We start from the raw sequence: 26,537 nt of genomic DNA, 5'->3' as shown, positions 1-26,537 counted from the left end.
GTTTTTTAAGATTTAATTTCTGCATCAATTCCAAAGGATTGACGTAACAAAAGGCTTAATTGATCTCGCGCTTTAATGAAGCCATCAACACCACCTTGTAAAAGTTGGAAAGCCATTAAGTCATGATTGAGTTCGTCTTTAAAACTTTGTTCGTTCTGAGCAGGTCTAATAATCGCTTCTGCTTGTTTTGCTTGAGTTGCATCAAGTGCAGCTTTAACAGCACGTGTATCTTGCTCAAGTTGAGTAAGTAGTCCCGGCGAAATTGTTAGCAAGTCACATCCTGCAAGGCCAAGCACTTGATCGATACTACGGAAGCTCGCACCCATCACTTGAGTTGGAATATTTTGCTGTTTGTAATAGGTATAAATTTTCTTAACTGAAACTACGCCTGGGTCTTTTTCGATTGGGTAAGAGTCGACACCTTCAGCTTTTTTGTACCAGTCTAAGATACGGCCGACAAATGGTGAAATTAAAGTCACTTTCGCATCTGCACATGCCTGAGCTTGGTGTAAACCGAAAAGAAGAGTGAGGTTACAGGCAATACCTTCAGCTTCGAGTACTTTAGCAGCCTGAATACCTTCCCAAGTCGACGCAATTTTAATAAGAATACGTGACTGATCAATACCATAACCTTTGTAAAGTTCACATAATTCATGTGCTTTTTGAATGGTTGCTTCAGTGTCGTATGAAAGGGCAGCATCAACCTCTGTTGAAACTCGGCCTTCAATGAGTTTTAAAATTTCTACACCAAATTTTACGGTTAAAATATCAATGGTTCTTTCGATCAGCTCATCATTTTTATAGCCTTCTTCTTTGGCTTGATAATAAGCATCTTCAATGAGCTCTTTACTTTCTGGTTGTTCTGCTGCCGCAGTAATCAATGAAGGATTCGTTGTAGCATCTAAGGGACGAAATTTACGAATAGCATCAAGGTCGCTACTGTCAGCAACAACGGTCGTTAATGTTTTTAATTGGTCAAGTGCTGTATGAGTCATTGATATTCAACATCTTCAGTAATAAATCTTATGTTTTCTTTATAGCACAAACTCTATCCATACTGTCGATATATCAATTGTTATGTTTCAAAGAAAAACGTTTATGTTCTGCATCTAAATTGAAATTATTTTAAGGAACCTGCTGCATTCGCTTATTACGAATATAGTCAATCAGGAAGCGTGCAGCAGCGCCGAGTTCACTTTCACGACTCCAGACCAAATCAACGTAATATTCAAAGCGCGGTGTAAAATCAAATACATCTAATGCTTTAAGCTTGTTGTTTAACTCAGGGTTTTCTTTAAACATCTCTTGCGGCAGTACTCCCCAACCCAAATTACGTAAAATCATTAAGCACGCAGAGTGGTGGTTATCTGTACGCCAGTAATGTTTTGAAAATAATAATTCGGGTTTTAAGGTTTCATCTCGACTTGCTACCACAATTTGTCTCGTACCCAAAATCTGCTCATAAGAAACATGCTCTTGGCTTGCGAGCGGATGGGTTTTTGAAATAACAGGAATTAAGACTTCACGTTTGAGTTCAACAAACTGCTCTCTATTGTCTAAATGCTCACGTTCAAACATAAGGGCCAGTTGGGCAGAGCCATCTAATAACATTTGAAGCGCATCTTCTTGAGGGGCAGACACAATATTAATTTGTAAGTCTGGAAAACGGCTTTCTAGTAGACAAACATAGTCGGTCCAATTGGTATGTAACAGCTCAGACACTACAACAATAGTAAGATTTGGTTCCAGCCCAGTACTTAATGCATGCGCGTGCTGTTTCCATTGATTCATTTCAATCAATAGTTGTGCCGTCTTTTCATATAGCACTCGTGCTTCGGCTGTAGGAGTAGGTTCGCGCCCTTTGCGTTCAAATAAAGTCAGGTTCAGATCGATTTCTAAATTAGCAATCGACATGCTCACAGCAGAGGGGACTTTACCGAGTTTCCGTGCTGCTGCTGAAAATGAACCTGTTTCCATAACGGCTTGGAACATGAGAAGTTGTTCTTGATTAATATTCATCTGTCAAAAAAATTGAAAGAACCTGATTGGATTAATCAAAATTATAAAAATAAAATGCACATTATCCAAGTTATTATTGAGTATTTAAAAATGTTGATTTCCAAGAGAAGACTCATTCATGCAATCAGTTATGAAGGAATTTTGTTGGTCATCATTGCGATTGCATTAAGTTTTATTTTTGACATGCCGATGGAAGTGACTGGAACACTCGGTGTGTTTATGGCAGTGGTTTCTGTTTTCTGGAATATGATTTTTAACCACTATTTCGAAAAAGTAGAGCATAAATATAATTGGGAAAGAACGATCCCTGTGCGGATTTTACATGCGATTGGTTTTGAGGGTGGTTTGCTGATTGCGACTGTTCCAATGATTGCATATATGATGCAGATGACAGTGATTGATGCATTTATTTTAGATATTGGCTTAACCTTATGTATTTTGGTTTATACCTTTATTTTCCAGTGGTGCTATGACTATATTGAAGATAAGTTTTTCCCAAATGCTAAAGCGGCATCACTTCATTAATTCACATAGATTGAAATGAAATAAGCACCCATCTGGGTGCTTATTTTGTTAGGTCGATAAATAGAAATTATTTTTCTACAATCGCCACCACACCTTCACCACCTGCTGTACAGATCGAGATTAATGCGCGGCCTGAACCTTTTTCATTAATCAATTTAGCTGCAGTAGCCAAGATACGACCACCAGTTGCAGCAAATGGGTGACCCGCACCTAAAGATGAACCATTTACGTTCAATTTAGAACGGTCAATTGAACCTAAAGGTGCATCTAAGCCAAGACGTTCTTTACAGAATTTTTCATCTTCCCAAGCTTTTAAAGTAGAGAGTACTTGAGATGCAAATGCTTCATGGATTTCGTAGAAATCGAAGTCTTGCAGTTTAAGGTTAGCGCGCTTAAGCATACGAGGTACTGCATAAGCAGGAGCCATTAACAAACCTTCTTTAGGACCGTTCTTACCAATGAAATCAACAGCTGCTGTTTCTGAGAAAGAAAGGTAAGCTAAAACTTCATGACCGTTTTCTTTTGCCCATTCTTCAGAAGCAAGCAATACCACAGACGCACCGTCAGTTAACGGAGTTGAGTTACCTGCAGTCATTGTTGCAGTTTCGCCTTTACCGAAAACTGGTTTTAACTTAGCAAGTTTTTCAACTGTACTGTCCGGACGTAGGTTGTTGTCACGGTTAAGACCTAAGAATGGAGTCATTAAGTCATCAAAGAAACCGCGGTCATAAGCAGCAGCAAGTTTTTGATGGCTACTTGCAGCTAGTTCGTCTTGTGCTTCACGAGTGATACCCCATTCTAATGCAGTGATTGCTTGGTGCTCACCCATTGAAAGGCCAGTACGTGGTTCACCATTGCTTGGTGCATCAAGAAGCTTTTTAAAATCAATTTTTGTTAAAGCTTTAAAGCGGTCTTTACCTGTTTTAGCAACATTAAGCTCAAGTAAAACTTTACGTAAACCATCACCTACAGCAATTGGTGCGTCAGAAGTTGTATCTACACCACCTGCAATACCTACGTCGATTTGACCAAGGGCAATTTTGTTGGCAACAACAAATGCTGCTTGTAAACCTGTACCACATGCAATTTGAATGTCGTAAGCAGGAGTTTCTGGAGCAAGATCTGTGCTCAATACAACTTCACGAGTCATGTTGAAGTCACGGCTATGTTTTAAAACAGCGCCCGCAACAACTTCGCCAATACGTTTACCTTGTAAGTTAAAGCGCTCAACCAAACCATTCAATGCTGCTGTCAGCATGTCAGAATTAGACGCTTTAAAGTAAGCGGTATTTGAACGTGCAAATGGAATACGGTTGCCACCAAGGATTGCAACGCGGCGAACAGTGTTTTGACTCATGGTTTTATCCTGTTGAACAGAAGTTTTGGTTTTTGTTGCTTTTGGTGCTGCAGCTACATTTGAAGATGTAGACGGGGTTGCTGAAGCAGCGCTCTTACTACGAGGGCTACGTGCAGGTGCAGTCGTTGAACGAGTACGTGTCGTTTTTGGTGTATTAGTTGCTGCTTTAGGAGTAGTGCTGTTACGCTTAGCCGTGTTAGAAGCCGACTTTGATGTATTTGACACTTTTTCCTGAGCAGAATTCTCGACTGCTGGATTTTCTTGAGTTGTTTTGCTCATAAGGCTTTTCCAAGCATAATAACGATATTCTTGTAAGCTACCTTAACACAATTCAAATAGACCTGTATTGACTAGAATGACATTGTAGATAGCATTCAGGTCAAGACATCAAAAGATGAACTCAAGTATGATTTGGAGTAACTCTAATGAACGACTGCTTTCATATTGTTTCTTTCCATCTCATAACATAATGAAGCCTGTCGTAGAAAATTCATTTCTTTGAGAGATAATAATCATGACTGATCAATACCAAGCATTTACGCAATCTCCTATTGGTAAATTCGTTGTTAAAAATCTGGGTTTACCATCGCCAGTTGTATTAGAGCGTTTTGAAAGTGCTCAGCCAGTAGTGAATGGTGCAGTATTGGTTGGCGCAGCGCCGTCAAGTGTTTTGTCTGGTGCGATTGCACAAGTACTTAGCAATATTCATGCTGACAGCTATGTAGGCAATAATGTTGCATTACAACAAGAAGCTGCAAAAGTTGGCCTAAATTTACGTCCATTCAATGCGGGCGATAAAGAATCAAAATTCAAAGCAGTTGTATTTGATGCATCTGGTATTCAAAACTCAGAACAGTTAAACGAACTTTACAAATTCTTTAATCCGATTGCACGTCAAGTTGCGACTTCTGGTCGAGTGATTGTGATTGGTACAACACCTGAAACTGCAAAAACTGTAAAACAGGCAATTGCTCAGCGCGCACTTGAAGGCTTTATCAAATCTGTAGGTAAAGAATTTAAAAAGGGTATTACTGCTCAAGTTGTTTATGTTGATGAAGGTGCTGCTGCAAATCTTGAATCAACATTACGTTTCTTGCTTTCTCCACGTTCAGCCTATGTATCTGGTCAAGTAATTCGTGTATCTAAAGCAGATGTAGTGGATGTCGATTGGGCAAAACCGCTTGCTGGAAAAACTGCGTTAGTGACTGGTGCGAGCCGTGGTATTGGTGAGGCAATTGCACACGTGTTGGCACGTGACGGTGCTCATGTTATTTGTCTAGATGTACCACAACAACAAGCTGACCTTGACCGTGTAGCGGCTGATATTGGTGGTTCTACATTGGCAATTGACATTACAGCTGCTGATGCGGGCGAAAAAATTAAAGCTGCTGCGGCAAAACAAGGCGGTTTAGATATTATCGTTCATAACGCCGGTATTACACGTGACAAAACTTTGGCAAACATGAAGCCAGAGCTTTGGGACTTAGTAATTAACATTAACTTGTCTGCTGCTGAACGCGTAAATGACTACTTATTAGAAAACGATGGTCTAAATGCAAATGGTCGTATTGTTTGTGTATCATCAATTAGCGGTATTGCAGGTAACCTTGGTCAAACCAACTATGCTGCTTCAAAAGCTGGTGTAATCGGTTTAGTAAAATTTACTGCACCTATCTTAAAAAATGGTATTACCATTAACGCAGTAGCACCTGGCTTTATCGAAACTCAAATGACTGCGGCAATTCCGTTTGCAATTCGTGAAGCAGGTCGTCGTATGAACTCAATGCAACAAGGCGGTTTGCCTGTTGATGTGGCAGAAACAATTGCATGGTTTGCATCAGCTGCTTCTACAGGTGTAAATGGCAACGTTGTACGTGTGTGTGGTCAAAGCTTGTTGGGCGCTTAAGCACTCTTAGCTAAATAGGGGTGCTTGTGCATCCCTTTTTTATTCAAGAATCTATAAATTATAAAAGGTTAGGTATGAATACTCGTCATTTTAGCCAACTACCAAAAGCGGCATTGGCTTATCCAAAAGTAGTACAAGGCTTAATTTTTAAAAAGCCGCAGGGGCCAAAAATCTTACCACAAGTTGAATATGTGGTAGACCATCTTGAAATTGATCAGAGCCATCTCAAGGCTTATAACGAAGTATGTGGCTTTCAAAATAATGGCTTTGTACCGGCAATTTATTTAGCGGTACTTTCTCAAAGCTTGCAAATGCACATGATGACAGCAGAAGCCTTTCCATTTCCAATTTTAGGTTTAGTGCATATCCGTAACCAGATTAAACAGACTAGACCTATTGGTGTAACTGAAAAACTAACTTTGTCATGCAAATTTGGGGAATTAAAACCGCATGATAAAGGCGTTCAGTTTGACTTTATTACCACGGCAAAAGTTGGCAATGAAGTAGTGATGGAAGGCTTAACGACTTATTTATCTCGCCAAAAAGTCGAGAAAAGAGTGGGTGAGAAAGCCAAAGAAGAACAAGCACCAGTTTATGTTCCAAAGGCCCAGTGGGATATTTTAGAAAACACAGGCCGCCGTTACGCGAAAGTGTCTGGTGATTTTAACTTAATTCATATTCATGCCATTACTGCAAAAGCATTTGGCTTTAAGCAAGCAATTGCACATGGTATGTGGAGCAAAGCTAAAGCACTAGCGAATCTTGAATTACCTAATGCTTATGAAGCAGATGTCTGGTTTAAGCTACCAATGTTCTTACCATCAAAAGTTGAGTTTTTAACTGCCAATACAGACAAAAAGACTGACTTTTTGATTCGTAATGCAAAGTCGCAAAAACCGCATGTTGCAGGAACAGTAAAAGCATTATAAAAATATCAGCAGCCTGAACACAGGTTTGGGCTGCTTTTGAGCAAAATAACAAAAAATGCAAGGAACTTCATGTGATTAAAGAGATTTTACTGGCCGATACCCATAACTATCACGGTATTTTAGATGAACGTTTTATTGATTTAGCTCACCAGTTCAGCCGTCTTCAAGATGCTAGAACAGGACAAGGTGGAGCTGCTTTAGCGGTTTATTTTAGAGGTCAGAAAGTTGTAGATATCTACACCGGTCTAAAATCACAAACTGAAGCTTGGCAACCTGATACTTTGGCAGTTTGCTACTCTACAGGGAAAGGTGTACTTGCAACCTTAGCACATATTTTAGTCAGTGAAGGTTTTTTAGAATATGACAAACCGATTGCGACTTACTGGCCTGAGTTTGCTCAGAATGGTAAAGAGCAAATGACTTTGCGTCATGTCCTAAGCCATCAAAGCGGCATGTTTGATATTCGAAATATTATTGAAAGTGCGAGGGAAATGCTCGACTGGCGACATATGTTGGATGTAATGGCTATGTCCAAGCCAAGATTCATTGCAGGACAGGGCAACGCTTATCAAGCTTTAACATTTGGTTGGCTTGTTGGTGGAGTACTTGAAAAAGCAACTGGTCAATCTTTAGATCAACTCATGCAAAAATATCTCATTGAACCGTTGCAGTTAGATGGTGCTTATTTTGGTACGCCTGCAAGCCAGTTGGAACGGGTAGCTCGTTTAATTATTCAACCGAAACCAGAAAAACCAGCATCTGCTCAAGCTGAAAAACCTAACAAACCTCAGCCACGCAAAAGTTCACTTTCTGAAAAAATGATTACATGGACTGGGCAGGACCCGCAAGATTTTCAGGATGCTATGATTCCAAAAGGAATGAAGAATTTTAGTTTCTTTAGTGATGAAGGATTGCAAGCTGTTATTCCAGCAGCAAATGGTACATTTACTGCGAATAGTCTTGCTAAAATTTATGCGATGCTGGCAAATAAAGGCGAATGGGATGGACAGCAACTCATTCGCCCAGAAGTATTTAAAGAGCTGAGTACCATTCAAAGTTATGCACGTGATCGTGTCATGCCAATACCGATGAATTGGCGCTTAGGATATCACCGTATTATTACGATGGGTAAACGTGCTAAAAATGGCTTTGGGCATATTGGCTACAATGGTTCAGGGGCATGGTGTGACCCTGAGCGTGATCTTAGCTTTGCTTATACCCATAACTTTCAGATTGGTTCAATCACGGGTGACTATCGTTTATGGGGATTGACTCAAGAAACCTTACGCTGCACTGACCAAGTTTTAAAAGGGCGTAAAGGTTGGTTCTAAATTTTATGTAATCAATAAATGCTGGTGTTTTTTAATAAATGCCAGCTCCCATTTATAATAATTCTAGACGAATAATTGCTTCGGTATGACGCTTAAAGTCGTTTTCAGCTAAACCTTGTAATCCAAGTTGATAAATACCTTCTAATCCACACACAAAAGCAATGAGTCGCCATGCTATGTCTGTTGAATTAGATATATTTTTAAATTCACCTTCTTTCTTACCGAGTTCAATTGCTTGCACAATAGATTCATGCCAACTTTGCATAGCAAGGTTATAGGCCTTTTGTATTTCTGCATCTTGTTCAATTAAGAGTTCAGCTTCATTCCATAATCGTAAGTAGGGCTGAAGTCTATCTATGTTTTCTGCGCCTAATAAGATGAATAGCCTTTGAAATTGGCTAGTGGTTTTTAGGGTTTGTTCAATTTCATCAAGTTGTTCCATCAGCTTTAAAAAAGCTTCAGCTTTTAAATGAGATGCCGAAGAAAAATGATGATGAACTTGTCCGGTAGAGGTTTGTGCTTCTGTTGCGATTCTACGTACCGTCATGGCTGTAAAACCTTCAGCCAAAGCAACTTGCATGGCAGCTTGCAAAATCATTTCTCTGCGTTGATCGCGATTAAGATAGGCCATGTTTCTTTCACCTGACTGAATTCGACACAAACTACATTAAATTTAAAAATTGGACAAGTGTCCAATTGTGTATATAATAACCATGATTTGAACACATGTCCAATTTTTGGATATTAGAAGAATGTTATGCAAAAGAAATGGTTAATTCTGACAATTATTGTCCTTATTTATTTACCTGTGACAATCGATGCAACAGTGATGCATGTTGCTACACCGACTTTAAGTGAAGCATTAAATTTAACTGCCAATCAGCTTTTATGGATCATTGATATCTATTCACTGATTATGGCGGGTTTAATTTTGCCGATGGGTGCACTTGGTGATCGTATCGGCTTTAAAAAATTATTATTTATCGGAACTGCCGTTTTTGGTATTGGTTCTCTAGCTGCGGCTTTTTCTCCAACGGCCTATGCCTTAATTGCTTCACGTGCTGTTTTAGGCCTAGGGGCAGCGATGCTTATTCCGGCCACTTTATCAGGCATCCGTAATGCTTTTACCGAAGAAAAGCAGAGAAATTTTGCACTCGGTCTCTGGTCTACAGTAGGTGGCGGTGGGGCAGCTTTTGGCCCGCTAGTTGGAGGATTTGTGCTGGAACATTTCCATTGGGGAGCTGTATTCCTCATTAACATTCCGATTATTTTAGTGGTTCTAGTTATGATCGTAATGATCATTCCTAAACAGCAAGAAAAAACTGATCAGCCAATTAACTTAGGACAAGCTTTAGTTTTGGTGGTAGCCATTTTAAGCCTGATCTATTCGATTAAATCGGCTATGTACAACTTTTCAATGCTCACTGTTGTGATGTTTGTGGTGGGTATAAGCACATTAATTCACTTCATTCGAAGCCAAAAAAGAAGTACGACGCCAATGATTGATCTGGAATTATTTAAACATCCGGTGATTTCTACCAGCATTGTTATGGCGGTTGTTTCAATGATTGCTTTGGTTGGCTTTGAATTACTACTGTCTCAAGAGTTGCAGTTTGTCTATGGGTTTTCTCCCTTACAAGCAGCGATGTTTATTATCCCATTTATGATTGCAATTAGTTTAGGTGGTCCACTAGCAGGAATCTGTTTAAATAAATGGGGACTTAGACTTGTATCTACTGTTGGTATTTTAATAAGTGCACTCAGTTTATGGGGACTTGCCCAACTTAACTTTTCGACTGATCACTTTTTAGCGTGGACGTGTATGGTCTTTTTAGGCTTTAGTATTGAGATTGCCTTACTGGCTTCAACTGCTGCCATTATGTCATCTGTACCCCCACAAAAGGCGAGTGCAGCAGGTGCGATTGAAGGTATGGCCTATGAGCTTGGAGCTGGTTTAGGCGTCGCTATTTTTGGTTTGATGTTGTCTTGGTTTTATAGTCGCTCAATTAGTTTACCGGCCGAGCTTCCGTCAAACTTAATTGAAAAAGCGAGTATTTCAATTGGTGAAACTATGCAATTAGCATCTAGCCTTGAAAAACCTTTAGGAGAGCAATTAGTTGCGGTTGCGCAGCAAGCTTTTAGCTATGCACATAGTTGGGTGCTTACTATCTCAGCCATTTGTTTCTTCCTGTTAACTGTATTTGTCTGGTTTAGTTTTCCTAAGAAAGTAAACTAAAATAAAGGGTAAAAAGAGAGATTTATCTTTCTTTTTACCCTCAAATGTCTTTTTAATATTTTCTTTATATTCAATTTAGTTATTTAATTCTCATAAACAAACTATTATTTAATAAATTTCATGTTTTTATTTCAAAATGATTCAAACATCATCTTATTGAAATTTAATAAAAAATTAATGATTTGAAAATTGACTGCAAAAAAATGGTTTGTTAACCTGCTATTCGAAAATCTAAAAACAAATAAAAGAGGCTACTGTGAATTTTAAATTAAAAACATCACTTATTATTGGTGCAATTGTTGCATCTTCACTTGTATATGCTGCAACCGTACTCTCACCAAATCAGAATAATAATAGTGGATCAATTCCGACGGGTTATTCAGATTTAGAGTTTTCTTTAGCTAATGGAAATTGGGTAAAAAATCTCTCTTTACCAACAAATGCTAATAATTCAGACAAAATTACAATTCGTTCTAGTGCTGCTTATAGTAGTTATTTAGACACTTCTAATACGAATATTCCGTTAGAAGTGTTGAAGATAAATAGCGGAGATATCTATCAATTCATTTTTAATAGTAGTCAAAATAAATGGATTGCTCAGCTAGCAACGGTTAGTCCTACTACAGGGGCTAACTATGAGTTAATACCGTTAACGACTGCAACCATGCAAAAAGTACTTATTCAAGATGGCAAATGGGCACAAACCATTGCTTTACCAAGTGATGTGCGTGACGGAACAACCGTACAAGTTGTTTCTACAGCAAGTGTAAGTTCGGATATTGATAAAACCAACTTACTATTCCCGAGCAGTTTTACATTAAAAAATGGTTCTGAATATTGGTTTAAATATTATTCTGCTTTAGGAAAATGGGTGCCAGAATACATAAAACCTCAGAAGTTAAATGTTCAGCAAATTGGAACATCTTTAGCAGCCGTAAATAGCCCACTTACCGAAATTGCATTTGGAGATGGAAATTGGGTTTCTAATTTCACTTTACCTACCACTGCAAATGATCGGGATAGGATTATTATCAAGTCTACTGCAACTTGGTCTGCAAAAATTAATAATACCAATGTTAATAGCCAAGCGACCTTAACCCTTAAAACAGGCGATCAGTATGAGTTTATGTATGTAAGCGACAAAGGCTATTGGCAGCTCATCTCTTCACCAACAAAAGTGATTGATTCAACGGCAACAATTCCTGCAATTTTACCGAATATGACCCAACCCACTTTAAAGGTAAAACTGTCTACATCCAATTGGCAGCCGACCTTGCAGCTACCAGTTCAAGCTCAAGTCGGAGATAAGGTGGTCATTGTGTCGAATTCATCGGCCGACACCTATATTAATGCTGCTAATGGTTTGTCGACAGCAATTAAAAATGGTGAAAACCGCCGTTTTATCTACACCGCTCAAGGTTGGACAGTAGATAGTTATACAATTGATATGTTGTTGGTTTCTAGCCCAGAAGTAAACTCAATTTTAGGTGAGAGTGCAGCAAAACTTAGAATGATTGAAGGCGTAAATTTAACAAACTTAACCGCTGAAAATTCAAATGCACGTTTTTACTTAAGAGATGTGGGCTATTTAACTTATAAAATCCCAGCTACTACTTTAAAAGAAGCAATCTCGACTGGACGAGATGACACGACGGTACAAAACGAGCGGAAACGTGTATTGGCAGACGGTGTTTATTATCAAGGTAATGAACCTGGGGATGGCGGTTGTGGCTGGGCTTGGATTAACGCTTCGGCATATAACATGATTGGTGCAAATGATATTGCAGGTTGTTCTTTTGCAGCCATGCGTCATGAAGTTGGGCATAATCTTGGTCTATATCATAATGGCTCAACCAATATCGGTTCAGGTTTTGCTCATCCCTTAGGTAGTACTGCAATGGGTGGCAATAATATTAATTTTTATTCTAGTCCATACCTTTACAATCCTAAATATGGTGTTCGTTTGGGTGAAGAAGGAAAAATTGATGCGGTTAGTGTGATTAACCTGAACGCACAAAAAATTTCTCTATATAACTAATCTCTATTTTTAGCTGTAAATAATGAAGAAAAATAAGTTGTTAATAGGAACTGCTATCGCTTGTGTGGCGTTAGCAGTTTTAGTCTGGTTTGCTTTTTCACAGCAAAGCTCTTCTGCTTTAACGTTCTCTCCAGAAAGTCGGCAACAATCTGGGGCAAAAATGATAGAGAGTCAAAATATTCTGAATTTGAGTCCGTCAGAAAAAGAAAGGTTGTCTCAGCAACAAATTGTTTTTAATGAAGTAGAAAAAGATCAATTGCATTCTAAAGCTAATTTTCCCTTGCTTAAAAATGCTAAAGGTATGGCCATTAAATATGATCCAAATGTGATCGAACTTAAAAAAGTCGGGGACACTGTTAAATTTCAGATGTTGGAATATGGCATTAATCGTACAGGGAAAATTGTAGAGATCGAACCTGTTGATCAGGATATTATTCGATGGACTGGTAGATTTGATCAAGGCGATCCGAACCAAAATTTCTTTACCATTACTCAAAGTCAAAAAGACCACTATACGATCATGCAAATTTTTACCGAGAAAGGAAATTATTCGGCTGAAATTAAAGATGGTGTCGGGTTGGTACAAACTATGGATGAGGGGGTTACGGATCAAGAATTACATCATGATCATCCATAAAGGAATAAATGATTTTGGTAGAGAAAAGAAGCCAGTTCGCAGTTTATCTGTACGGATATGAGCTTTATGCGTTCACACTCTTTTAAAAACAAAGTATGCTTATGCCTGTAACAAGGAGCATACATGTATCAAGTACTTGCTAGAAAATACCGTCCACGTAATTTCAATGAGTTAGTGGGACAAAACCATGTTTCTCGTGCATTAAGTAGTGCATTGGAACGCGGTCGTCTTCACCATGCTTATTTATTTACAGGAACGCGTGGTGTAGGTAAAACTACAATCGCCCGTATTTTAGCCAAGTGTTTGAACTGTGAAACAGGTGTGACTGCTACACCATGTGAAGTCTGTGCAACCTGCAAGGCGGTAAATGAAGGCCGTTTTATTGACTTAATCGAAATTGATGCTGCTTCAAGAACAAAAGTAGAAGATACGCGTGAACTTTTAGATAATGTTCCTTATGCGCCAACGCAAGGTCGTTTTAAAGTTTACCTGATTGACGAAGTACATATGCTTTCTACGCATTCTTTTAATGCGTTATTAAAAACACTAGAAGAACCACCAGAACACGTTAAGTTTCTGTTTGCAACGACTGATCCGCAAAAGCTACCAATTACGGTTATTTCACGTTGTTTACAATTTACTTTAAGACCTTTAGCGGTAGATGAAATTACCAAACACCTTGGCGCTATTCTTGAAAAAGAACAGATTACTGCTGATCAAGATGCAATTTGGCAAATTGCTGAATCTGCTCAGGGTTCACTGCGTGATGCGCTATCATTAACTGACCAAGCCATAGCTTATGGCCAGGGTTCTATACATCACCAAGATGTGAAAGAAATGCTTGGCTTGATTGACCGTACGATCATTTATGATTTGATTTTAGCGGTTCATCAAAACCAACGTGAAAAAGTAAGTCAGTTATTACTCCAATTTAGATATCAAGCCTTAGATGTATCGTTAGTGCTTGATCAGCTCATTTCAACATTACATGAGTTAGCTTTATTACAGTATTTACCAGAGCTTGGCTTAAAGTATAGTGAAGAAATTAATGCCAAAATTCTTCAACTTTCTAAGTTAATTTCTGCTCAAGATTTGCAGCTTTACTACCAAATCGCATGTAAAGGCCGTTCAGACTTGCAACTTGCTGTAACGCAAGAGCAAGGTTTCGAAATGTGCATTTTACGCTTATTGGCTTTCCGCCCTTTAGCACTAAATGAAATTTTAGTTTCAGAGCCTGTTCAACAAAATGTACAAGCAGAAGTAGATTTAAATTCGCAAGCTCAGCCAATAGCTCAAGAGATTACTCCTGTGAGTGCTGTTCAGCCTGTTGAAGTTATTAGCCAACCCGCTATGGTTGAACCTGAACCTGAACCTGAACCTGAACCTGAACCTAAACCTGAACCTGAACCTGAACCTGAACCTGAACCTGAACCTGAACCTGAACCTGAACCTGAACCTGAACCTGAACCTGAACCTGAACCTGAACCTGAACCTGAACCTGAACCTGAACCTGAACCTGAACCGCAGTCTAATCAGGATTTAATGGTATTTGACCCAAACCATCATGAGTTGATTGGGCTTGAGACAGTACCTGTTCAAGAAACGATTAGTGTTCTAGAGGAAGATTTCATTCCAGTACCAGAACAAAAGGCAGTACATGTTCAGGCTGAAACCCAAGCCAAACAAATTGAACCTGAGCCAACATTTACTGCTGAGCCGCAAGGTTTGTTTGAAACATCTGATACTGAATTTTCTCTGGGTCAAGATGCACCTGTAACTCATGATTTGGTTTCTGAGCCTGTTATTGAGCAGCAAACATTGGTGCAAGCTGAAGTGGTGGTTGAAACTGCTACAGTTATCAAAGAGTCTAGTGCAACTGATAACGCGCAATTGATGCCTCAGGATATTTTGAAGCTTTCTGCTCAAGTTTTAGAAGGCGAGTGGACACTTGAAAAGTGGGAATATTGGTTTAGAAATAGTCAGCTTTCCCCAGCCGTTCAAGAACTTGCTCAACATGGTGTGATGACTGGTGAAATTGGAGGCAACACGATTTTCCATATTCCTCAAGAATATGAAAATATGTTAACCCAATTACAGCAAGGCCTAATTGATGCTTTAAAGCAACAATGGGCAGATACACAGTTTACAGTTGAATATGGTGCAGTTCATACATCTACACCTTATGTTATGCAAAGCATTCGTAAAGAAAAAGCTTTCCATAGAGCGACAGAGCTATTACAGCAACAACCCGTTATTAAAAGTCTTATAGAGACTTTTGATGGTGAACTACAAAATATTCAATTAAAGCCTTAATTCCAATTGAGTTTTGATTTGGTGAAAAATATGGAAATAATAGAATTTTCATATTTTTCACTGGATTGAAATATTCAGGTCACGCCACTGTCATTGTACTTTTCTATGTTAGCCATTTTAGATTTTAAAATGGACTATATATCGTCATGAAAAGGCAATGTACAGGAATAACTTCCTTTAAATATTCATATTTCTTACTCATCGGTGCACTCTTACTGAGTGGTTGTAACGACTCTGCAAATGATAATTCGAATACACCAGACACAGGTAAAAAGCCTGTCATGCGCTGTGCTCCATAACCTTAAATAATAAAAAGAATTTGATCATGATTACACGTCGTAAATTTTTAAATTACTCTTTAAATATGGGCTTTGGTGCTGCAGCGTTGGCGGCTTTCCCATCAAGTATTCAAAAGGCTCTAGCAATTCCTGCAAATAATAAAACGGGCACCATTCAAGATATTGAGCACGTTATTATTTTGATGCAGGAAAACCGATCTTTTGATCATTACTTTGGTACGTTAAAAGGCGTTCGAGGTTTTGCTGACCGCTTTACAATTCCTTTGCCAAATGGTCGTAAGGTTTGGGAGCAGCTTAGACGCAATGGGCAAGTTTTAACGCCTTTTCATTTAGACGGTACAGCCAATAATGCACAGCGCGCAGATGGTACGCCGCATACGTGGAATGATAGTCAGTTGGCTTGGGACAATGGCCGTATGGCGAACTGGCCAACCCATAAAACTGATATATCCATGGGCTATTTTAAAGAAAAAGAAATTCCATATCAGTTTGCACTTGCCAATGCCTTTACGATTTGTGATGCCTACCATTGTTCCATGCACACTGGAACAGATGCGAACCGATCTTTTCATTTAACTGGTACCAATGGGGCAACACCGACTAAGCGTTCATTTGTAAATAATGAATGGGACTGGATTGATGGTAATCCCGCTACGGCAGATCGTGGTTATACATGGAAAACCTATGCTGAACGCTTAGAAGAAGCAGGTGTTAGCTGGATTTGCTATCAAAATATGCCGGATGAATGGGGCGATAATATGTTGGGTGCGTTCCGTTCTTTTAGAAAGGCCAACATTGCATCCGGTTATCCCGTTTCAAGCGGTGGAGAGCCGAATAAACCGTATGCCGATACGGGTCAAAAACTACCGTATAAAGCCTATGATGCGGCTACTGATAATGCCAAAAATCCACTATATAAAGGCATTGCCAATACGCTACCGGGCAATAAACCAGAAGAGTATCTTGACGCTTTTAAAAGAGACATTCGTGAAGGGAAGTTACCTCAAGTTTCTTGGATTAATGCGCCATCAATTTACTGTGAACATCCGGACCCTTCAAGCCCGGTTCAAGGAGCTTGGTTTATTCAAGAAATTATTGATGCATTAACTGCTGTACCAGAGGTGTGGAGTAAAACAGTACTACTTATTAACTTCGATGAAAATGATGGTTACTTTGACCATATGCCGTCGCCATCAGCACCATCTCGACTCAAAAACGGCCAGTACGCAGGTAAGTCGACACTAAGCAATGCTGATATGCAGGATGAATATTTTGATCATGCTGCACCTGAGGGGAGCCATTCACAGCCTACACCTGATGGACGAGTTTATGGTCCAGGTCCTCGTGTTCCTTTATATGTGATTTCTCCATGGAGCCGTGGAGGTTGGGTGAACTCACAGGTGTTCGACCATACTTCTGTGCTCATGTTCTTAGAAAAACGTTTTGGTGTAATAGAACCGAATATCAGTCCATACCGCCGTGCAGTGTGTGGTGATTTGACCAGTGCATTTAACTTTAAAACACCAAATGCAGATGTTTTACCGCAGCTTAATGGTAAGCAAACCCGTGTGCAGGCAGATGCGCTAAGGGAAAATCAAGAAGCTTTGCCAGCTGTTCCCGTACCAACTGACATTAAATTACCAATTCAGCAAAGTGGCATACGTCTGTCGCGTGCGCTACCTTATGAGTTACATACCAGTGCACGTTGTAGCACTGATGGTAAAGTGCAATTAATTTTTTCTAATACAGGTACGCAAGCAGCGGTTTTTCATGTTTATGACAAACTTAACTTAGACCGTATTCCAAAGCGATATATTGTCGAGCCGAATAAAACACTAGATGATGAATGGGATGCTTTAAAAGATAACTTAGGCCGTTATGACCTATGGGTACTTGGTCCAAATGGCTACCATCGTCATTTTAAAGGGGATACTCAACGTATTATCGATAGTGGTGTTAAACCTGAAATTCGAGTGTGCTATGACATCGCGAATGGTGATGTGTATGTCGAACTTATGAATGAAGGAACCAAGGATACAATATTAACGGTAAAACCTTGTGCATATCGACAAGATGCGCCATTACAACTGACCGTAAAAGCGGGACAAGTTGTTAAGCAACATTGGTCGTTGGCTGATGTTGGGCATTGGTATGATTTTGAAGTAACTAATCAAAGTGATCCATATTATTACCGACGTTTTGCTGGCCGAGTCGAAACGGGAGAAGACTCTTTTAGTGATCCTGCAATGATGTAAGTTAAGACGAGGCAAAAAGAGCAAATTATTTTCTTTTTGCCTCATCTTTTTATAATAAAAAATTATCTAAAACTTCACGAACTGACTCGGAAATTGGCACAGTCTTGCGTGTTTCGCGATCAACAAACACATGCACAAAATGTCCTTGAGCTGACGCTTGGTCTTGACCTTGTTTAAAGATTGCCAATTCATAGCGTAAAGATGTTGTACCAATTTTACCAATCGCAACACCTACTTGAATAACTTCTGGAAATGATAACTCTTGAAAAAAGCTACAAGCTGAGTCGACGACTAAACCAATTGATTTTGCTTCATGAATATCAAAACCTGTTTTTTGAATGAGTAAAGCATTGGCAGCCGTATCGAAGTAGCTATAGTAAGTCACATTATTTACATGACCGTAAATATCATTATCGGCCCAACGAGTTTGAATATCTAAAAAGAACTTAAATTGATCACGGGTTTTTAAAACGGGTTTAGTCATTAATAAATCGCCTGATAAATTGCTAAAGCAGCGGCTTCTGTCATATCACGTGGGTTGTTTTGTAGTAAGCGGGTTTGCAACATGGCATCTTGAGCAAGTCTTGGTAAGCTAGACTCTTCAATACCCAAATCACTAAGTTTTAAAGTCAAACCGCTACGGTCTAAGTGATTTTGCATATGGTCAATAAACAGATCACATAACCCATCGGTGCTGCCATTACTATATGGATCTAGCCATTGCATAAGTTCTGCATAGTATTTTTTTGCATTCGGCGCATTAAATTTTAAAACTTCAACCAGCACTAAAGCATTGGTATGTCCATGCGATAAATGAAAATGTCCACCCAGTGGGTAAGCTAGAGCATGCACAGCTGCAACAGGTGAGTTAGCAAATGCCTGACCTGCAAGCATTGAGCCGAACAGCATGTTCTGACGTGATTCTAAATCATTACCATCTTTAAGAACTTTCGGTAAATTATGGTTCAATAATTTCAGTGCATGTTTGGCTAAAATATCGGTATAAACATTTTTTTTGTGTTTAGAAGTATATGCCTCAATGGCATGGACCATCGCATCGATACCAGTTGCAGCGGTAATATGTGCTGGAAGGTTTTGAGTAAAAGTTGCGTCAAGAATTGCTGTATCAGCATATAATACTGGGGAAACAATCCCCATTTTTGTTGTCTCGCCAGTAGTTACAATTGAGATTGGCGTTACTTCTGAACCTGTGCCCGCAGTAGTAGGAATCAAAATAAGTGGTAGACGAGTGGTTGTTACTTGGTTTACGCCATACATCTCTTGCAAACTTTGAGTTTGATCAGGATGCGAGAGCAAAGCGATTACTTTTGCCACATCCAAAGAGCTACCACCTCCAAAACCAATAATGACATCTACATTTTGCTGTTTTGCATAATTGGCCGCATCTAAAACGACTTGTTCTGGCGGATCAGCCTGCACATCTGCATAAATGACATATTCAATATTGAGGGTATCTAAAATTTGCAGGATGGGACGGTGTAATTGGTTTTTAACCATACCAGCATCTGTGACTAGCAATAACTTACGGTAAGATTTTGAAGACAAAACATTCTGTAATTCTTGTATAGAGCCTAAGCCAGAGATGATATTTGGAACAGTTTGAAATTGAAAATGGCTCATATACATTATTTCCTTATTCTTGAAAATTATTGTTGAACGGTTCTATTCAATCTTTAAGTAACTTAGCATAAGACGCTTTAAAATAAAGTAGTTCTAAGGCAATTATGTTGAGGGTTGTATGAGGTGAGCACTGTTTGTATGTGCTCGAAGAGGAATATTTAACAGGTGTACAAGTTATTTAAAAGGCCATTGAACCGTGGGCTTTTTGTTATTTGTGGCCTTGTGTAGATTTTCGAGCAGGCTAGTAATTTTATATAATGTCTTAACAATTTATAATTTTATTCGGTTCTAAAAATGAAAATTTCTAAAACTTTACTTAGTGTTATTGGATGTACTTGCTTCATGCTTAGCTCTGCAGCGATGGCGAAAACTAACTCTGGTGTATATTCACCTCAAAAGGGTGTCATTTGTGATAAATACATTTGTGCGGACAAAAAAGGCGTCTCTAAAAAACTTACAGCTAAATATTTAGGTCCTTATAAAGCGAATAAAGCTTTCTCTCAAGGCGATTTTGATACTTCAGCATTTACATTCTCAAATGGTGTGTTTTGTGATACCAAAACAAAGCTATGTCATGTCGATCGATACTTTCAAAATGGGCATCGTAGCAAAATTGATAAAAATATGACTGATAAATTATTCAAAAATAAATAATTTTCCTGTATTAAATAAGGTTTGACTAAAACGATCAATAACTTAAAAGACAAAATTTTGTGTTTTAAGAAAAAATTATGCTATGTTTAAATACGCTTTAATGATGAGCAAGTTTAATTCATGAACTGTTTACCAAAAAAAATCAATACCACCACCACGACCTTTAAAAAAGGCTGCGTGTGATTTTTTATTAGAGCGACTTAATAAGATACCTCAACCCAGCCAATAATGGCTGGGTTTATTTTTCTCTGCTCATTATTGGCTTTTTCAGAGAAAGATTATGGATCAAAGTTATAACTCAAAATCAGTTTTAATCATCATTGATATGCAAAATGGACTATTCAAAGCAAAGACGACGCCATATAACCATCAATTTGTACTTTCAAATATTCTTAAGTTGATTAATTATCACCGTTCCAATAACAAGCCAATTATTTTTGTCCGTCATATTGGCGAAAAAGATACGCCTTTAGATCCCGATAGCCTAAATACTCAGTTGATAACAGAGTTATCTTGCAATCCAGATAAAGATATTGTCATTGAGAAAACATATCCGAGCAGTTTCAAGCATACTGTCTTAAAAGAACTATTAGAGAAACTTGATATTGATGAAATTATAGTGACTGGGATGAAAACGGAATATTGTATAGATACGACTATTAGAGCTGCTTCAGAGTTTGGATACAAAGTAACTTTAATCTCTGATGCCCATACAACATCTGATTCTACGGTTTTAGATGCGCAGCACATAATTGATCATCATAACCAAGTTTTAAACAATGCTTTTGCTAAGGTAAAAACTACTGAAGAGTTTTTCCACTAAATAATGATTATTAGCTATTGGTAGGGTTTTAATTGTTAAGTATTTCTGTAAAATTGAGATGTTGCCTTAAACAACAATAAACCTTAATGATCAGCGCAAAGTCATAAGGGGAAGCCTACTTGAAAGAGTAGGCTTTTTTTATATTATCTATAAATATCTTTCATTTAGGCTTAAACATAAAAGAAAGGAACATACAAAAATTTATTTCTTATGGCTACGATGAGTTAGTTTCAGTTCCAAATGATTAAAATCTATAACTTGGTCAGATGAATCAACAAGTTTCAGTTTGAGTTCATCATCTGAATTTTTCTTAAAAACTTTAACGACATCCCGATCTGCTTCAATAAAATTACCGCCAGATTCAAGCATAGCAAGCAAAACAATATTTAGGCTTTTACCTTTTTTGGTAAGTAAATATTCTTTACGTTCCCTTACACCTATTTCTTTATAAATAGATAACTCAAATATTTCTAATTCAATAAGATGTTTGAGTCGATTAGATAAAATTTGTTTTGATATTCCTGTATTTACTAAAAAATCATTAAATTTTGTTACCCCATAGAAAGCTTCTCTTAACAAGAGGATTGTCCATCTGTCATTCATTATTTCAGTAATTTTAAAGATTCCACATACATCTACGGGAAATTTATGGTCTGGAATAATTTGATTTGACATTAGAGGAAGCTCCAATTAGGATGAGTCTATAATTTAGACCTAGCATTAATTCAGGTAGCATTATGCCATTTATAAATATACAAACTATAGAAGGTTTACTCGATAAAGACAGTAAGGCCGAACTTTTTAAACGGATAACAGACTTATTTGTAGAAATAGAGGGTAAGGGTAATCCTGCTTTTCGAGAGCATGTTTGGATAAGAATTGATGAATATCCACCTGAACAGTGGCAATTAGGTAGCTTAAGTCCAACAAAACAAATGATTGAGTTAATGACTTCAGCAAAATGATTTGTTTAAAGCCCTTTAAGTAGGGCTTTTATAATTGAGCGGGCTTTGCTCAAAATATTTTTGATACCACTATTTAAAATAAAAAGACAAAATTAGCTAGTTTATCGACTGATTTATCAACTTTTAATCTATTGATAAACATTATTTTCCTTTTCAACACAAGTGAGTTTTGACAAAATGCAACAGGTCATCAGGATCAATACAGACTTGGCCAGATTTATAGTTTGTTAGCATTTTGCAGTAACTTTGCAAGTAACCTGTTTATTTCTATGTAATTCAAATGTTTGGAACTAATTTCTAATGGAAACACAATATAAGGTTTTATGTGTCTGTTTAGGAAATATTTGCCGTTCTCCCACCGCTGAAGTGGTTTTCAGACATTATTGTGATAAGCATCAACTCAATGTAATCGTTGATTCGGCTGGAACGAGTAATTATCACCCAAATAAAGCCCCTGATCAGCGTAGTCAAAAGCATGCTAAGAAAAGAGGCTATGACTTGTCATCTTTACGTGCTAGACAACTTTCAACTCAAGATTTTTTAGATTTTGATTTGATTTTGGCAATGGACCATCAAAACTTTGAAGATATTCATGATTTATTGCAAAACGCTATCTTTCAGTTTGGTAGCCATCGAATTCGAGCAAAAGTCGCATTAATGAGTGAACATGATCCCCAATATCCAAAGCAAGCTTTGCCTGATCCTTACTATGGTGGTGATGACGGCTTCGAGCGTGTACTTGACCAATGTGAATCGAGTACTCTCGCATGGATTAATGTTTTGAAAAAACAATTGAAAGTTTAAGAATAGGTTTATCAATACAATGCAAATTCAAAATCAAGTACAGCTTAAGCCATTCAATACTTTAAGTTTAGATGTAACAGCTTCTCATTATACTAAGATTACGTCTGTTGAAGATATTAAAGAAGCTTTGGATTTTGCTAAACAGCATGAGCTAAATGTACTTGTTTTATCTGGCGGTAGTAATATGTTGCTGCCACAGCAAATTAATGCGTTAGTCATTCACCTTGATATTCAAGGTATACAAGTTTTATCAGAAGATCAGAATTTTGTTCGAGTCAAAGTAGGTGCAGGACAGGTTTGGCACGATTTTGTTTTATATAGTACACAGCAGAACTGGTTTGGTTTACAAAATTTAGCTCTTATTCCTGGCTTAGTGGGTGCTTCACCAGTACAAAACATTGGTGCCTATGGCGTTGAAGTTGGTGAGTTTATTGAGTCAGTACAGGTCTATGACCGTAAACTTGGAGAGACACAATCAATTTTAGCAGCCGACTGTCATTTTTCTTATAGACATAGCATTTTTAAAGATGATCCGACGCGCTATATCATCACGCATGTCACCTTTAAATTACTCAAGCAACCTCATTTAAAGTTGAATTATGGTGATTTAAAGGAAGCAGTTGGAGACAATCTCACTGCTGAAAATTTACAAAATCAGGTCATCCTTATTCGTCAAAGTAAATTACCTGATCCAAAAGAATATCCAAATGTAGGAAGCTTCTTTAAAAACCCGATTGTAAGTGCTCAAGAATTTGAACGCTTAATCACACAATTTTCAACAATTCCACATTATCCTCAAGCCAACGGTAACGTTAAAATTGCAGCGGGTTGGTTAATTGATCAAGCAGGTTGGAAAGGTAAACAACTTGGTGTGGTGGGGATGTTTCATAAACAAGCCTTGGTTTTGGTGAATTATGCCAATGCATCTCTTGCTGATGTAAAGAAAACTTATCAAGCTGTACAACACGATGTTGATCAGCGTTTCCATGTTATGTTAGAACCAGAACCTGTGCTTTATAACAGTTTAGGTTTAATTGAAAATCATACGGAATAGTTCTATGCCAAAAGTACACTTGATGGTACGTTTTGTACAAGTAGTTACTGTGCTATTTGTACTATTGGGCTGTTTCGTGGTTTTTCTATATTCGCCATTTTATTCAAAACTTATTGTAGCTGGACTTAACTATTTTGTTCCAGTAGATGTGAATGAAGTGGCAGCGGAAAGCCAGCGAAAAGCTGCATTAAGTGAACATGATAACTTAGAGCCTGGTTCAAACTTATGGATTGCTCGTCAGGCTTATTTAAAGCTTACCGAAGATGCTATACGTGAAAAAAAGACAGCAGACTTGGGCTACATACAAGAAAACTATAAAGCTTTGCAGCAAATTATTCTTTTAGAAGAAAAAGAACAAGAGATGGAAGAAGAGGAAGAAACTTCAGCTGTAAGTGTTCCATTAGTCGCGAAAAACTCAGAAATTGATGCAGCTGATGAAACAAGTAGCCCTATAGATGAAGCGCTTTTTATTAACAGTTCTGAAAACAAAGCTCTTACTGAACAATATACCGAGTTTTTAGCAAGAAAACCTGTAGTACCTGAACATCAAAAAGCGGTAAGTGAGCCTGAGCAAAAAGTTGAATATGTCCGTAAAAATCCTCTGCCAACTCAACCTAAAAAGTTAACAGAACCGTATGCTATTGTAGTACTAGGTGGCGGTTTAACTTTAGATAAAAATGGCAAAGATATTGTAGTTAATAGTTATACCCGCTTAAGACTAGAGAAAACGTTAGAAGTTGAAAAGCAAAACCATCTACCAATTGTATTAAGTGGTGTTGAAGCACCATATATGCAAGCATGGTTAAAAAAACGTGGTGTCGATGCAAAATTATTAGAACAAAGAAGTATGAATACTTGTGAAAATACTCGTTTTAGTTCATTACTGCTTCAAAAGAAAGGCGGTGCACCTACAGTAATGTTAGTTACAGATGAATATCATATGCCGCGTACGCGCCGTTTATTTGCTCTGAATGGTATCGAAACGATTCCAGTTATTGCCCCTATGCCAACACCGCTTACACGTTGGCAACCGAGTATACAAAACTACGATCATAGTCGTCGTGCAAATTATGAATTACTTGCGACAATTCGTGACATGTTATTTGGTTCAAGTGATTGTCGAGAGGTGCCTTAATGTCTGAGATTCCATTTCTCAATCCTGCCGTATTAAAACAATTAGATTTACCGGTACCTAACCGTGATCTCACTCCACAAGTTTTAAGTCCACTCAATTTAAATACATTAGAAGAGCCTTCTCGTGAACTTTTAGCATACCGCAAATTATACGGTTTGCATTTACTCGACTGTGACCATTGGCAAGGCTATGTTCAAATGCCTTTATTTCGTCTGCATGTCCAAGTTTTTAAGCCTAAATTAGACAAAGTACAGGGGACTGTATGTTTGTTGCATGGCTATCTTGAACATAGTGGGATTTATCAACCTATTATCCGTGAAATTCTTGAACAAGGCTTCAGTGTAATTACTTATGATTTACCTGGTCATGGTTTAAGTAATGGTTCACCTGCAAGTATTCAAAATTTTGATCATTACCAGCAAGTTCTAATGGCTGTTTATCAGTATGTCAAACATGCAGATCAGTTACCAAAACCGTGGGTGGGTATCGGCCAAAGCACGGGTGGAGCAATCTGGATGCATCACTTGCTCGAGTATGCTGAAAAAAGACAAGATCCAATTGTTGATAGAGTTCTGTTACTTTCACCTTTAATTCGACCAGCTAAAACAGCATGGTGGCATAACCCAGTGGGACTCGGCATTATTCGTCGTATTAAACGCCAAGTACCAAGACACTTTAGACGCAACAATCATAATCCTGAATTTTTACGTTTTGTTCGTTTAAAAGATCCATTACAACCACGCATGATGGGGATGGACTGGATTTTAGCAATGTCAAAATGGATGCAAGAAATGGAAGAGCGTCCAGCTTGTCGTATTCCTGTTTGGTTAGCACAAGGGGCATTAGATCAAACGGTAGACTGGCGCTATAACATTGAGTTCATTCGCCGTAAATTTAGACTTCAAACCTTGTTAATGCTTGAAGAGGGGTCTCATCAATTAATTAATGAACGTGCAGATATACGTGCAGCTTTAACGGGTTTAATTCCAGCCTTTTTACATGCTAAGCCAAAGCATTTTTATTATTAAAAAAATAATGCACTCATTCTAGTAAATAGATTGAGTGCATCAGTTAATCAAATCAGATGATTATTTTAAACTTTGATAAAGTTCTACGAAATTTTTATACACTGAAGATTGTTTCTGCGGTGAATACATATTCCGCTCAATAATACCTTTATCAGTCTTAACTAACACGTTAATGTTTTTTGCATTTTTAAATTCCTGTAAGAACTGACTTGGAATAATAAAGTACGTGGTCGAGTGTTTAGGAACAAATCTGCTAACAGTAGTTTTCTCAGTGGCTTGAGCTGGGTTATAGCTAAATTGTTTTCCATCAATATCAAATACTAATGAATTAATATCATAGAAGTTATAACTACTGCTTAAATGTACATCTACACGGACTTGGTTTTTCTGTTTCTCATTCCATTTAACAAGTAAGCTTGGACAAAGTTCTGTAGGTAGGCAATTGAGCTGACCCGCTGTTTTTAGCTCAGATGTTGCTGTCGTGGTAGTAGATTTATATGAGGTCGTGCTACAAGCTGTTGTAAGTAAACAAGTACCTAATAAAAATAGGGCTTTTTTCATAATGTAATTCCAAGAAAGCAGATATTA

At 38.0% G+C, this 26,537-nt stretch carries 25 protein-coding genes; 17 read left to right on the top strand and 8 right to left on the bottom strand.

All coding sequences use genetic code 11. The annotated features are described in order from the left end of the window. Window positions 1-5: 5 nt before the first annotated feature. Window positions 6-995, bottom strand: coding sequence for a transaldolase (gene tal, locus ABLC00_RS11315; protein ID WP_004886642.1), 990 nt, complete (start codon window positions 993-995; stop codon window positions 6-8). Window positions 996-1,125: 130 nt separating this feature from the next. Further along, on the bottom strand, window positions 1,126-2,019 hold the full coding sequence (locus tag ABLC00_RS11310; RefSeq protein WP_004886644.1) for a LysR family transcriptional regulator: 894 nt from the start codon (window positions 2,017-2,019) through the stop codon (window positions 1,126-1,128). 90 nt (window positions 2,020-2,109) lie between these two features. Between ABLC00_RS11310 and aceI the strand changes: the two genes are divergently transcribed. Further along, window positions 2,110-2,544: a chlorhexidine efflux PACE transporter AceI gene (gene aceI, locus ABLC00_RS11305; RefSeq protein WP_004886645.1), complete on the top strand. Its 435-nt coding sequence runs from the start codon at window positions 2,110-2,112 to the stop codon at window positions 2,542-2,544. 67 nt (window positions 2,545-2,611) lie between these two features. On the opposite strand, the gene ABLC00_RS11300 is transcribed toward aceI, so the two are convergent. Beyond that, the gene (locus tag ABLC00_RS11300; protein WP_033846008.1) at window positions 2,612-4,180 is read right to left on the bottom strand and encodes an acetyl-CoA C-acetyltransferase; all 1,569 of its coding nucleotides are present in this window, start codon (window positions 4,178-4,180) and stop codon (window positions 2,612-2,614) included. Window positions 4,181-4,415: 235 nt separating this feature from the next. Here ABLC00_RS11300 and ABLC00_RS11295 point away from each other — a divergent pair, with 235 nt between their 5' ends. The 3 genes from ABLC00_RS11295 to ABLC00_RS11285 all read left to right on the top strand — a co-directional run bounded on the left by ABLC00_RS11295 (window position 4,416) and on the right by ABLC00_RS11285 (window position 8,067). After that, window positions 4,416-5,807 carry a 3-oxoacyl-ACP reductase gene (locus ABLC00_RS11295; RefSeq protein ID WP_004886646.1) on the top strand — a complete coding sequence of 464 codons (1,392 nt, stop codon included), beginning with the start codon at window positions 4,416-4,418 and terminating at the stop codon, window positions 5,805-5,807. Window positions 5,808-5,881: 74 nt separating this feature from the next. After that, window positions 5,882-6,736, top strand: coding sequence for a MaoC/PaaZ C-terminal domain-containing protein (locus ABLC00_RS11290; RefSeq protein WP_004708236.1), 855 nt, complete (start codon window positions 5,882-5,884; stop codon window positions 6,734-6,736). A 71-nt stretch (window positions 6,737-6,807) separates the two neighbouring features. Beyond that, window positions 6,808-8,067 carry a serine hydrolase gene (locus tag ABLC00_RS11285; RefSeq protein ID WP_033846007.1) on the top strand — a complete coding sequence of 420 codons (1,260 nt, stop codon included), beginning with the start codon at window positions 6,808-6,810 and terminating at the stop codon, window positions 8,065-8,067. Between the two features lie 52 nt (window positions 8,068-8,119). Here ABLC00_RS11285 and ABLC00_RS11280 read toward each other — a convergent pair whose 3' ends face one another. Continuing rightward, entirely contained in the window at window positions 8,120-8,698 is a 579-nt protein-coding gene (locus ABLC00_RS11280) for a TetR family transcriptional regulator (protein ID WP_004708240.1), read from the bottom strand. A gap of 126 nt (window positions 8,699-8,824) precedes the next feature. Between ABLC00_RS11280 and amvA the strand changes: the two genes are divergently transcribed. The 6 genes from amvA to ABLC00_RS11250 all read left to right on the top strand — a co-directional run bounded on the left by amvA (window position 8,825) and on the right by ABLC00_RS11250 (window position 17,845). Continuing rightward, entirely contained in the window at window positions 8,825-10,303 is a 1,479-nt protein-coding gene (gene amvA, locus ABLC00_RS11275; protein WP_032011776.1) for a multidrug efflux MFS transporter AmvA, read from the top strand. Between the two features lie 256 nt (window positions 10,304-10,559). Continuing rightward, entirely contained in the window at window positions 10,560-12,341 is a 1,782-nt protein-coding gene (gene cpaA / locus ABLC00_RS11270) for a metalloendopeptidase CpaA (RefSeq protein ID WP_004886650.1), read from the top strand. 22 nt (window positions 12,342-12,363) lie between these two features. After that, window positions 12,364-12,978: a metalloprotease secretion chaperone CpaB gene (cpaB, locus tag ABLC00_RS11265; RefSeq protein ID WP_031952701.1), complete on the top strand. Its 615-nt coding sequence runs from the start codon at window positions 12,364-12,366 to the stop codon at window positions 12,976-12,978. Window positions 12,979-13,101: 123 nt separating this feature from the next. Beyond that, window positions 13,102-15,291 (top strand): DNA polymerase III subunit gamma/tau, encoded by a 2,190-nt coding sequence (gene dnaX / locus ABLC00_RS11260; RefSeq protein WP_369028945.1) that lies wholly within the window; start codon window positions 13,102-13,104, stop codon window positions 15,289-15,291. Between the two features lie 146 nt (window positions 15,292-15,437). Beyond that, a complete protein-coding gene (locus ABLC00_RS11255; RefSeq protein ID WP_153564820.1) occupies window positions 15,438-15,590 on the top strand; it encodes a hypothetical protein in 153 nt (50 codons plus the stop codon). 26 nt (window positions 15,591-15,616) lie between these two features. Next, complete coding sequence (locus ABLC00_RS11250; protein WP_004886658.1) at window positions 15,617-17,845, top strand: phosphocholine-specific phospholipase C; 2,229 nt, start codon at window positions 15,617-15,619, stop codon at window positions 17,843-17,845. Window positions 17,846-17,894: 49 nt separating this feature from the next. On the opposite strand, the gene ABLC00_RS11245 is transcribed toward ABLC00_RS11250, so the two are convergent. Next, a complete protein-coding gene (locus tag ABLC00_RS11245) occupies window positions 17,895-18,329 on the bottom strand; it encodes a thioesterase family protein (RefSeq protein ID WP_002053618.1) in 435 nt (144 codons plus the stop codon). Next, window positions 18,329-19,486, bottom strand: a complete 1,158-nt coding sequence (locus ABLC00_RS11240; protein WP_002053664.1) for an iron-containing alcohol dehydrogenase — start codon at window positions 19,484-19,486, stop codon at window positions 18,329-18,331. Before ABLC00_RS11240 ends, ABLC00_RS11245 begins: the two co-directional genes overlap by 1 nt. 294 nt (window positions 19,487-19,780) lie before the next feature. Between ABLC00_RS11240 and ABLC00_RS11235 the strand changes: the two genes are divergently transcribed. Together ABLC00_RS11235 and ABLC00_RS11230 are read left to right on the top strand one after the other, a co-directional pair. Continuing rightward, window positions 19,781-20,140 carry a YcgJ family protein gene (locus ABLC00_RS11235; RefSeq protein ID WP_002049049.1) on the top strand — a complete coding sequence of 120 codons (360 nt, stop codon included), beginning with the start codon at window positions 19,781-19,783 and terminating at the stop codon, window positions 20,138-20,140. Window positions 20,141-20,420: 280 nt separating this feature from the next. Beyond that, window positions 20,421-20,963: a cysteine hydrolase family protein gene (locus tag ABLC00_RS11230; RefSeq protein WP_348941283.1), complete on the top strand. Its 543-nt coding sequence runs from the start codon at window positions 20,421-20,423 to the stop codon at window positions 20,961-20,963. Between the two features lie 201 nt (window positions 20,964-21,164). Here ABLC00_RS11230 and ABLC00_RS11225 read toward each other — a convergent pair whose 3' ends face one another. Next, the gene (locus tag ABLC00_RS11225; RefSeq protein ID WP_004886664.1) at window positions 21,165-21,638 is read right to left on the bottom strand and encodes a helix-turn-helix domain-containing protein; all 474 of its coding nucleotides are present in this window, start codon (window positions 21,636-21,638) and stop codon (window positions 21,165-21,167) included. Between the two features lie 62 nt (window positions 21,639-21,700). On the opposite strand from ABLC00_RS11225, the gene ABLC00_RS11220 reads away from it, so the two are divergent. From ABLC00_RS11220 to ABLC00_RS11200, 5 genes are all read left to right on the top strand, one after another. Then, window positions 21,701-21,928, top strand: coding sequence for a 4-oxalocrotonate tautomerase family protein (locus ABLC00_RS11220; RefSeq protein WP_004886667.1), 228 nt, complete (start codon window positions 21,701-21,703; stop codon window positions 21,926-21,928). A 300-nt stretch (window positions 21,929-22,228) separates the two neighbouring features. After that, window positions 22,229-22,732 carry a low molecular weight protein-tyrosine-phosphatase gene (locus ABLC00_RS11215; protein ID WP_004708263.1) on the top strand — a complete coding sequence of 168 codons (504 nt, stop codon included), beginning with the start codon at window positions 22,229-22,231 and terminating at the stop codon, window positions 22,730-22,732. Between the two features lie 19 nt (window positions 22,733-22,751). Further along, complete coding sequence (gene murB, locus ABLC00_RS11210) at window positions 22,752-23,786, top strand: UDP-N-acetylmuramate dehydrogenase (protein ID WP_033846004.1); 1,035 nt, start codon at window positions 22,752-22,754, stop codon at window positions 23,784-23,786. 4 nt (window positions 23,787-23,790) lie between these two features. After that, complete coding sequence (locus ABLC00_RS11205) at window positions 23,791-24,921, top strand: YdcF family protein (protein WP_002052109.1); 1,131 nt, start codon at window positions 23,791-23,793, stop codon at window positions 24,919-24,921. Beyond that, on the top strand, window positions 24,921-25,949 hold the full coding sequence (locus tag ABLC00_RS11200) for an alpha/beta hydrolase (RefSeq protein ID WP_002052112.1): 1,029 nt from the start codon (window positions 24,921-24,923) through the stop codon (window positions 25,947-25,949). Before ABLC00_RS11205 ends, ABLC00_RS11200 begins: the two co-directional genes overlap by 1 nt. 60 nt (window positions 25,950-26,009) lie before the next feature. On the opposite strand, the gene ABLC00_RS11195 is transcribed toward ABLC00_RS11200, so the two are convergent. Continuing rightward, on the bottom strand, window positions 26,010-26,513 hold the full coding sequence (locus ABLC00_RS11195) for a hypothetical protein (RefSeq protein WP_079377094.1): 504 nt from the start codon (window positions 26,511-26,513) through the stop codon (window positions 26,010-26,012). Window positions 26,514-26,537: the final 24 nt, after the last annotated feature.

This window comes from Acinetobacter nosocomialis, from assembly GCF_041021905.1.
GTDB lineage: Bacteria > Pseudomonadota > Gammaproteobacteria > Pseudomonadales > Moraxellaceae > Acinetobacter > Acinetobacter nosocomialis.
Note: the sequence above shows the minus strand (reverse complement) of the source record. Positions and strands in the feature narration are given on the sequence as shown.

What these genes read in the sequence shown, in the direction of transcription:
- dnaX (WP_369028945.1), top strand. Translation starts at nt 13,102, where the DNA reads ATGTATCAAGTACTTGCTAGAAAATACCGTCCACGTAATTTCAATGAG.
- ABLC00_RS11290 (WP_004708236.1), top strand. Translation starts at nt 5,882, where the DNA reads ATGAATACTCGTCATTTTAGCCAACTACCAAAAGCGGCATTGGCTTAT.
- ABLC00_RS11300 (WP_033846008.1), bottom strand. Translation starts at nt 4,180, where the DNA reads ATGAGCAAAACAACTCAAGAAAATCCAGCAGTCGAGAATTCTGCTCAG.
- ABLC00_RS11230 (WP_348941283.1), top strand. Translation starts at nt 20,421, where the DNA reads ATGGATCAAAGTTATAACTCAAAATCAGTTTTAATCATCATTGATATG.
- ABLC00_RS11205 (WP_002052109.1), top strand. Translation starts at nt 23,791, where the DNA reads ATGCCAAAAGTACACTTGATGGTACGTTTTGTACAAGTAGTTACTGTG.
- ABLC00_RS11280 (WP_004708240.1), bottom strand. Translation starts at nt 8,698, where the DNA reads ATGGCCTATCTTAATCGCGATCAACGCAGAGAAATGATTTTGCAAGCT.
- ABLC00_RS11200 (WP_002052112.1), top strand. Translation starts at nt 24,921, where the DNA reads ATGTCTGAGATTCCATTTCTCAATCCTGCCGTATTAAAACAATTAGAT.
- ABLC00_RS11220 (WP_004886667.1), top strand. Translation starts at nt 21,701, where the DNA reads ATGCCATTTATAAATATACAAACTATAGAAGGTTTACTCGATAAAGAC.
- aceI (WP_004886645.1), top strand. Translation starts at nt 2,110, where the DNA reads ATGTTGATTTCCAAGAGAAGACTCATTCATGCAATCAGTTATGAAGGA.
- ABLC00_RS11225 (WP_004886664.1), bottom strand. Translation starts at nt 21,638, where the DNA reads ATGTCAAATCAAATTATTCCAGACCATAAATTTCCCGTAGATGTATGT.
- murB (WP_033846004.1), top strand. Translation starts at nt 22,752, where the DNA reads ATGCAAATTCAAAATCAAGTACAGCTTAAGCCATTCAATACTTTAAGT.
- ABLC00_RS11235 (WP_002049049.1), top strand. Translation starts at nt 19,781, where the DNA reads ATGAAAATTTCTAAAACTTTACTTAGTGTTATTGGATGTACTTGCTTC.
- ABLC00_RS11215 (WP_004708263.1), top strand. Translation starts at nt 22,229, where the DNA reads ATGGAAACACAATATAAGGTTTTATGTGTCTGTTTAGGAAATATTTGC.
- cpaB (WP_031952701.1), top strand. Translation starts at nt 12,364, where the DNA reads ATGAAGAAAAATAAGTTGTTAATAGGAACTGCTATCGCTTGTGTGGCG.
- ABLC00_RS11250 (WP_004886658.1), top strand. Translation starts at nt 15,617, where the DNA reads ATGATTACACGTCGTAAATTTTTAAATTACTCTTTAAATATGGGCTTT.
- ABLC00_RS11310 (WP_004886644.1), bottom strand. Translation starts at nt 2,019, where the DNA reads ATGAATATTAATCAAGAACAACTTCTCATGTTCCAAGCCGTTATGGAA.
- ABLC00_RS11295 (WP_004886646.1), top strand. Translation starts at nt 4,416, where the DNA reads ATGACTGATCAATACCAAGCATTTACGCAATCTCCTATTGGTAAATTC.
- amvA (WP_032011776.1), top strand. Translation starts at nt 8,825, where the DNA reads ATGCAAAAGAAATGGTTAATTCTGACAATTATTGTCCTTATTTATTTA.
- ABLC00_RS11240 (WP_002053664.1), bottom strand. Translation starts at nt 19,486, where the DNA reads ATGAGCCATTTTCAATTTCAAACTGTTCCAAATATCATCTCTGGCTTA.
- tal (WP_004886642.1), bottom strand. Translation starts at nt 995, where the DNA reads ATGACTCATACAGCACTTGACCAATTAAAAACATTAACGACCGTTGTT.
- ABLC00_RS11245 (WP_002053618.1), bottom strand. Translation starts at nt 18,329, where the DNA reads ATGACTAAACCCGTTTTAAAAACCCGTGATCAATTTAAGTTCTTTTTA.
- ABLC00_RS11255 (WP_153564820.1), top strand. Translation starts at nt 15,438, where the DNA reads ATGAAAAGGCAATGTACAGGAATAACTTCCTTTAAATATTCATATTTC.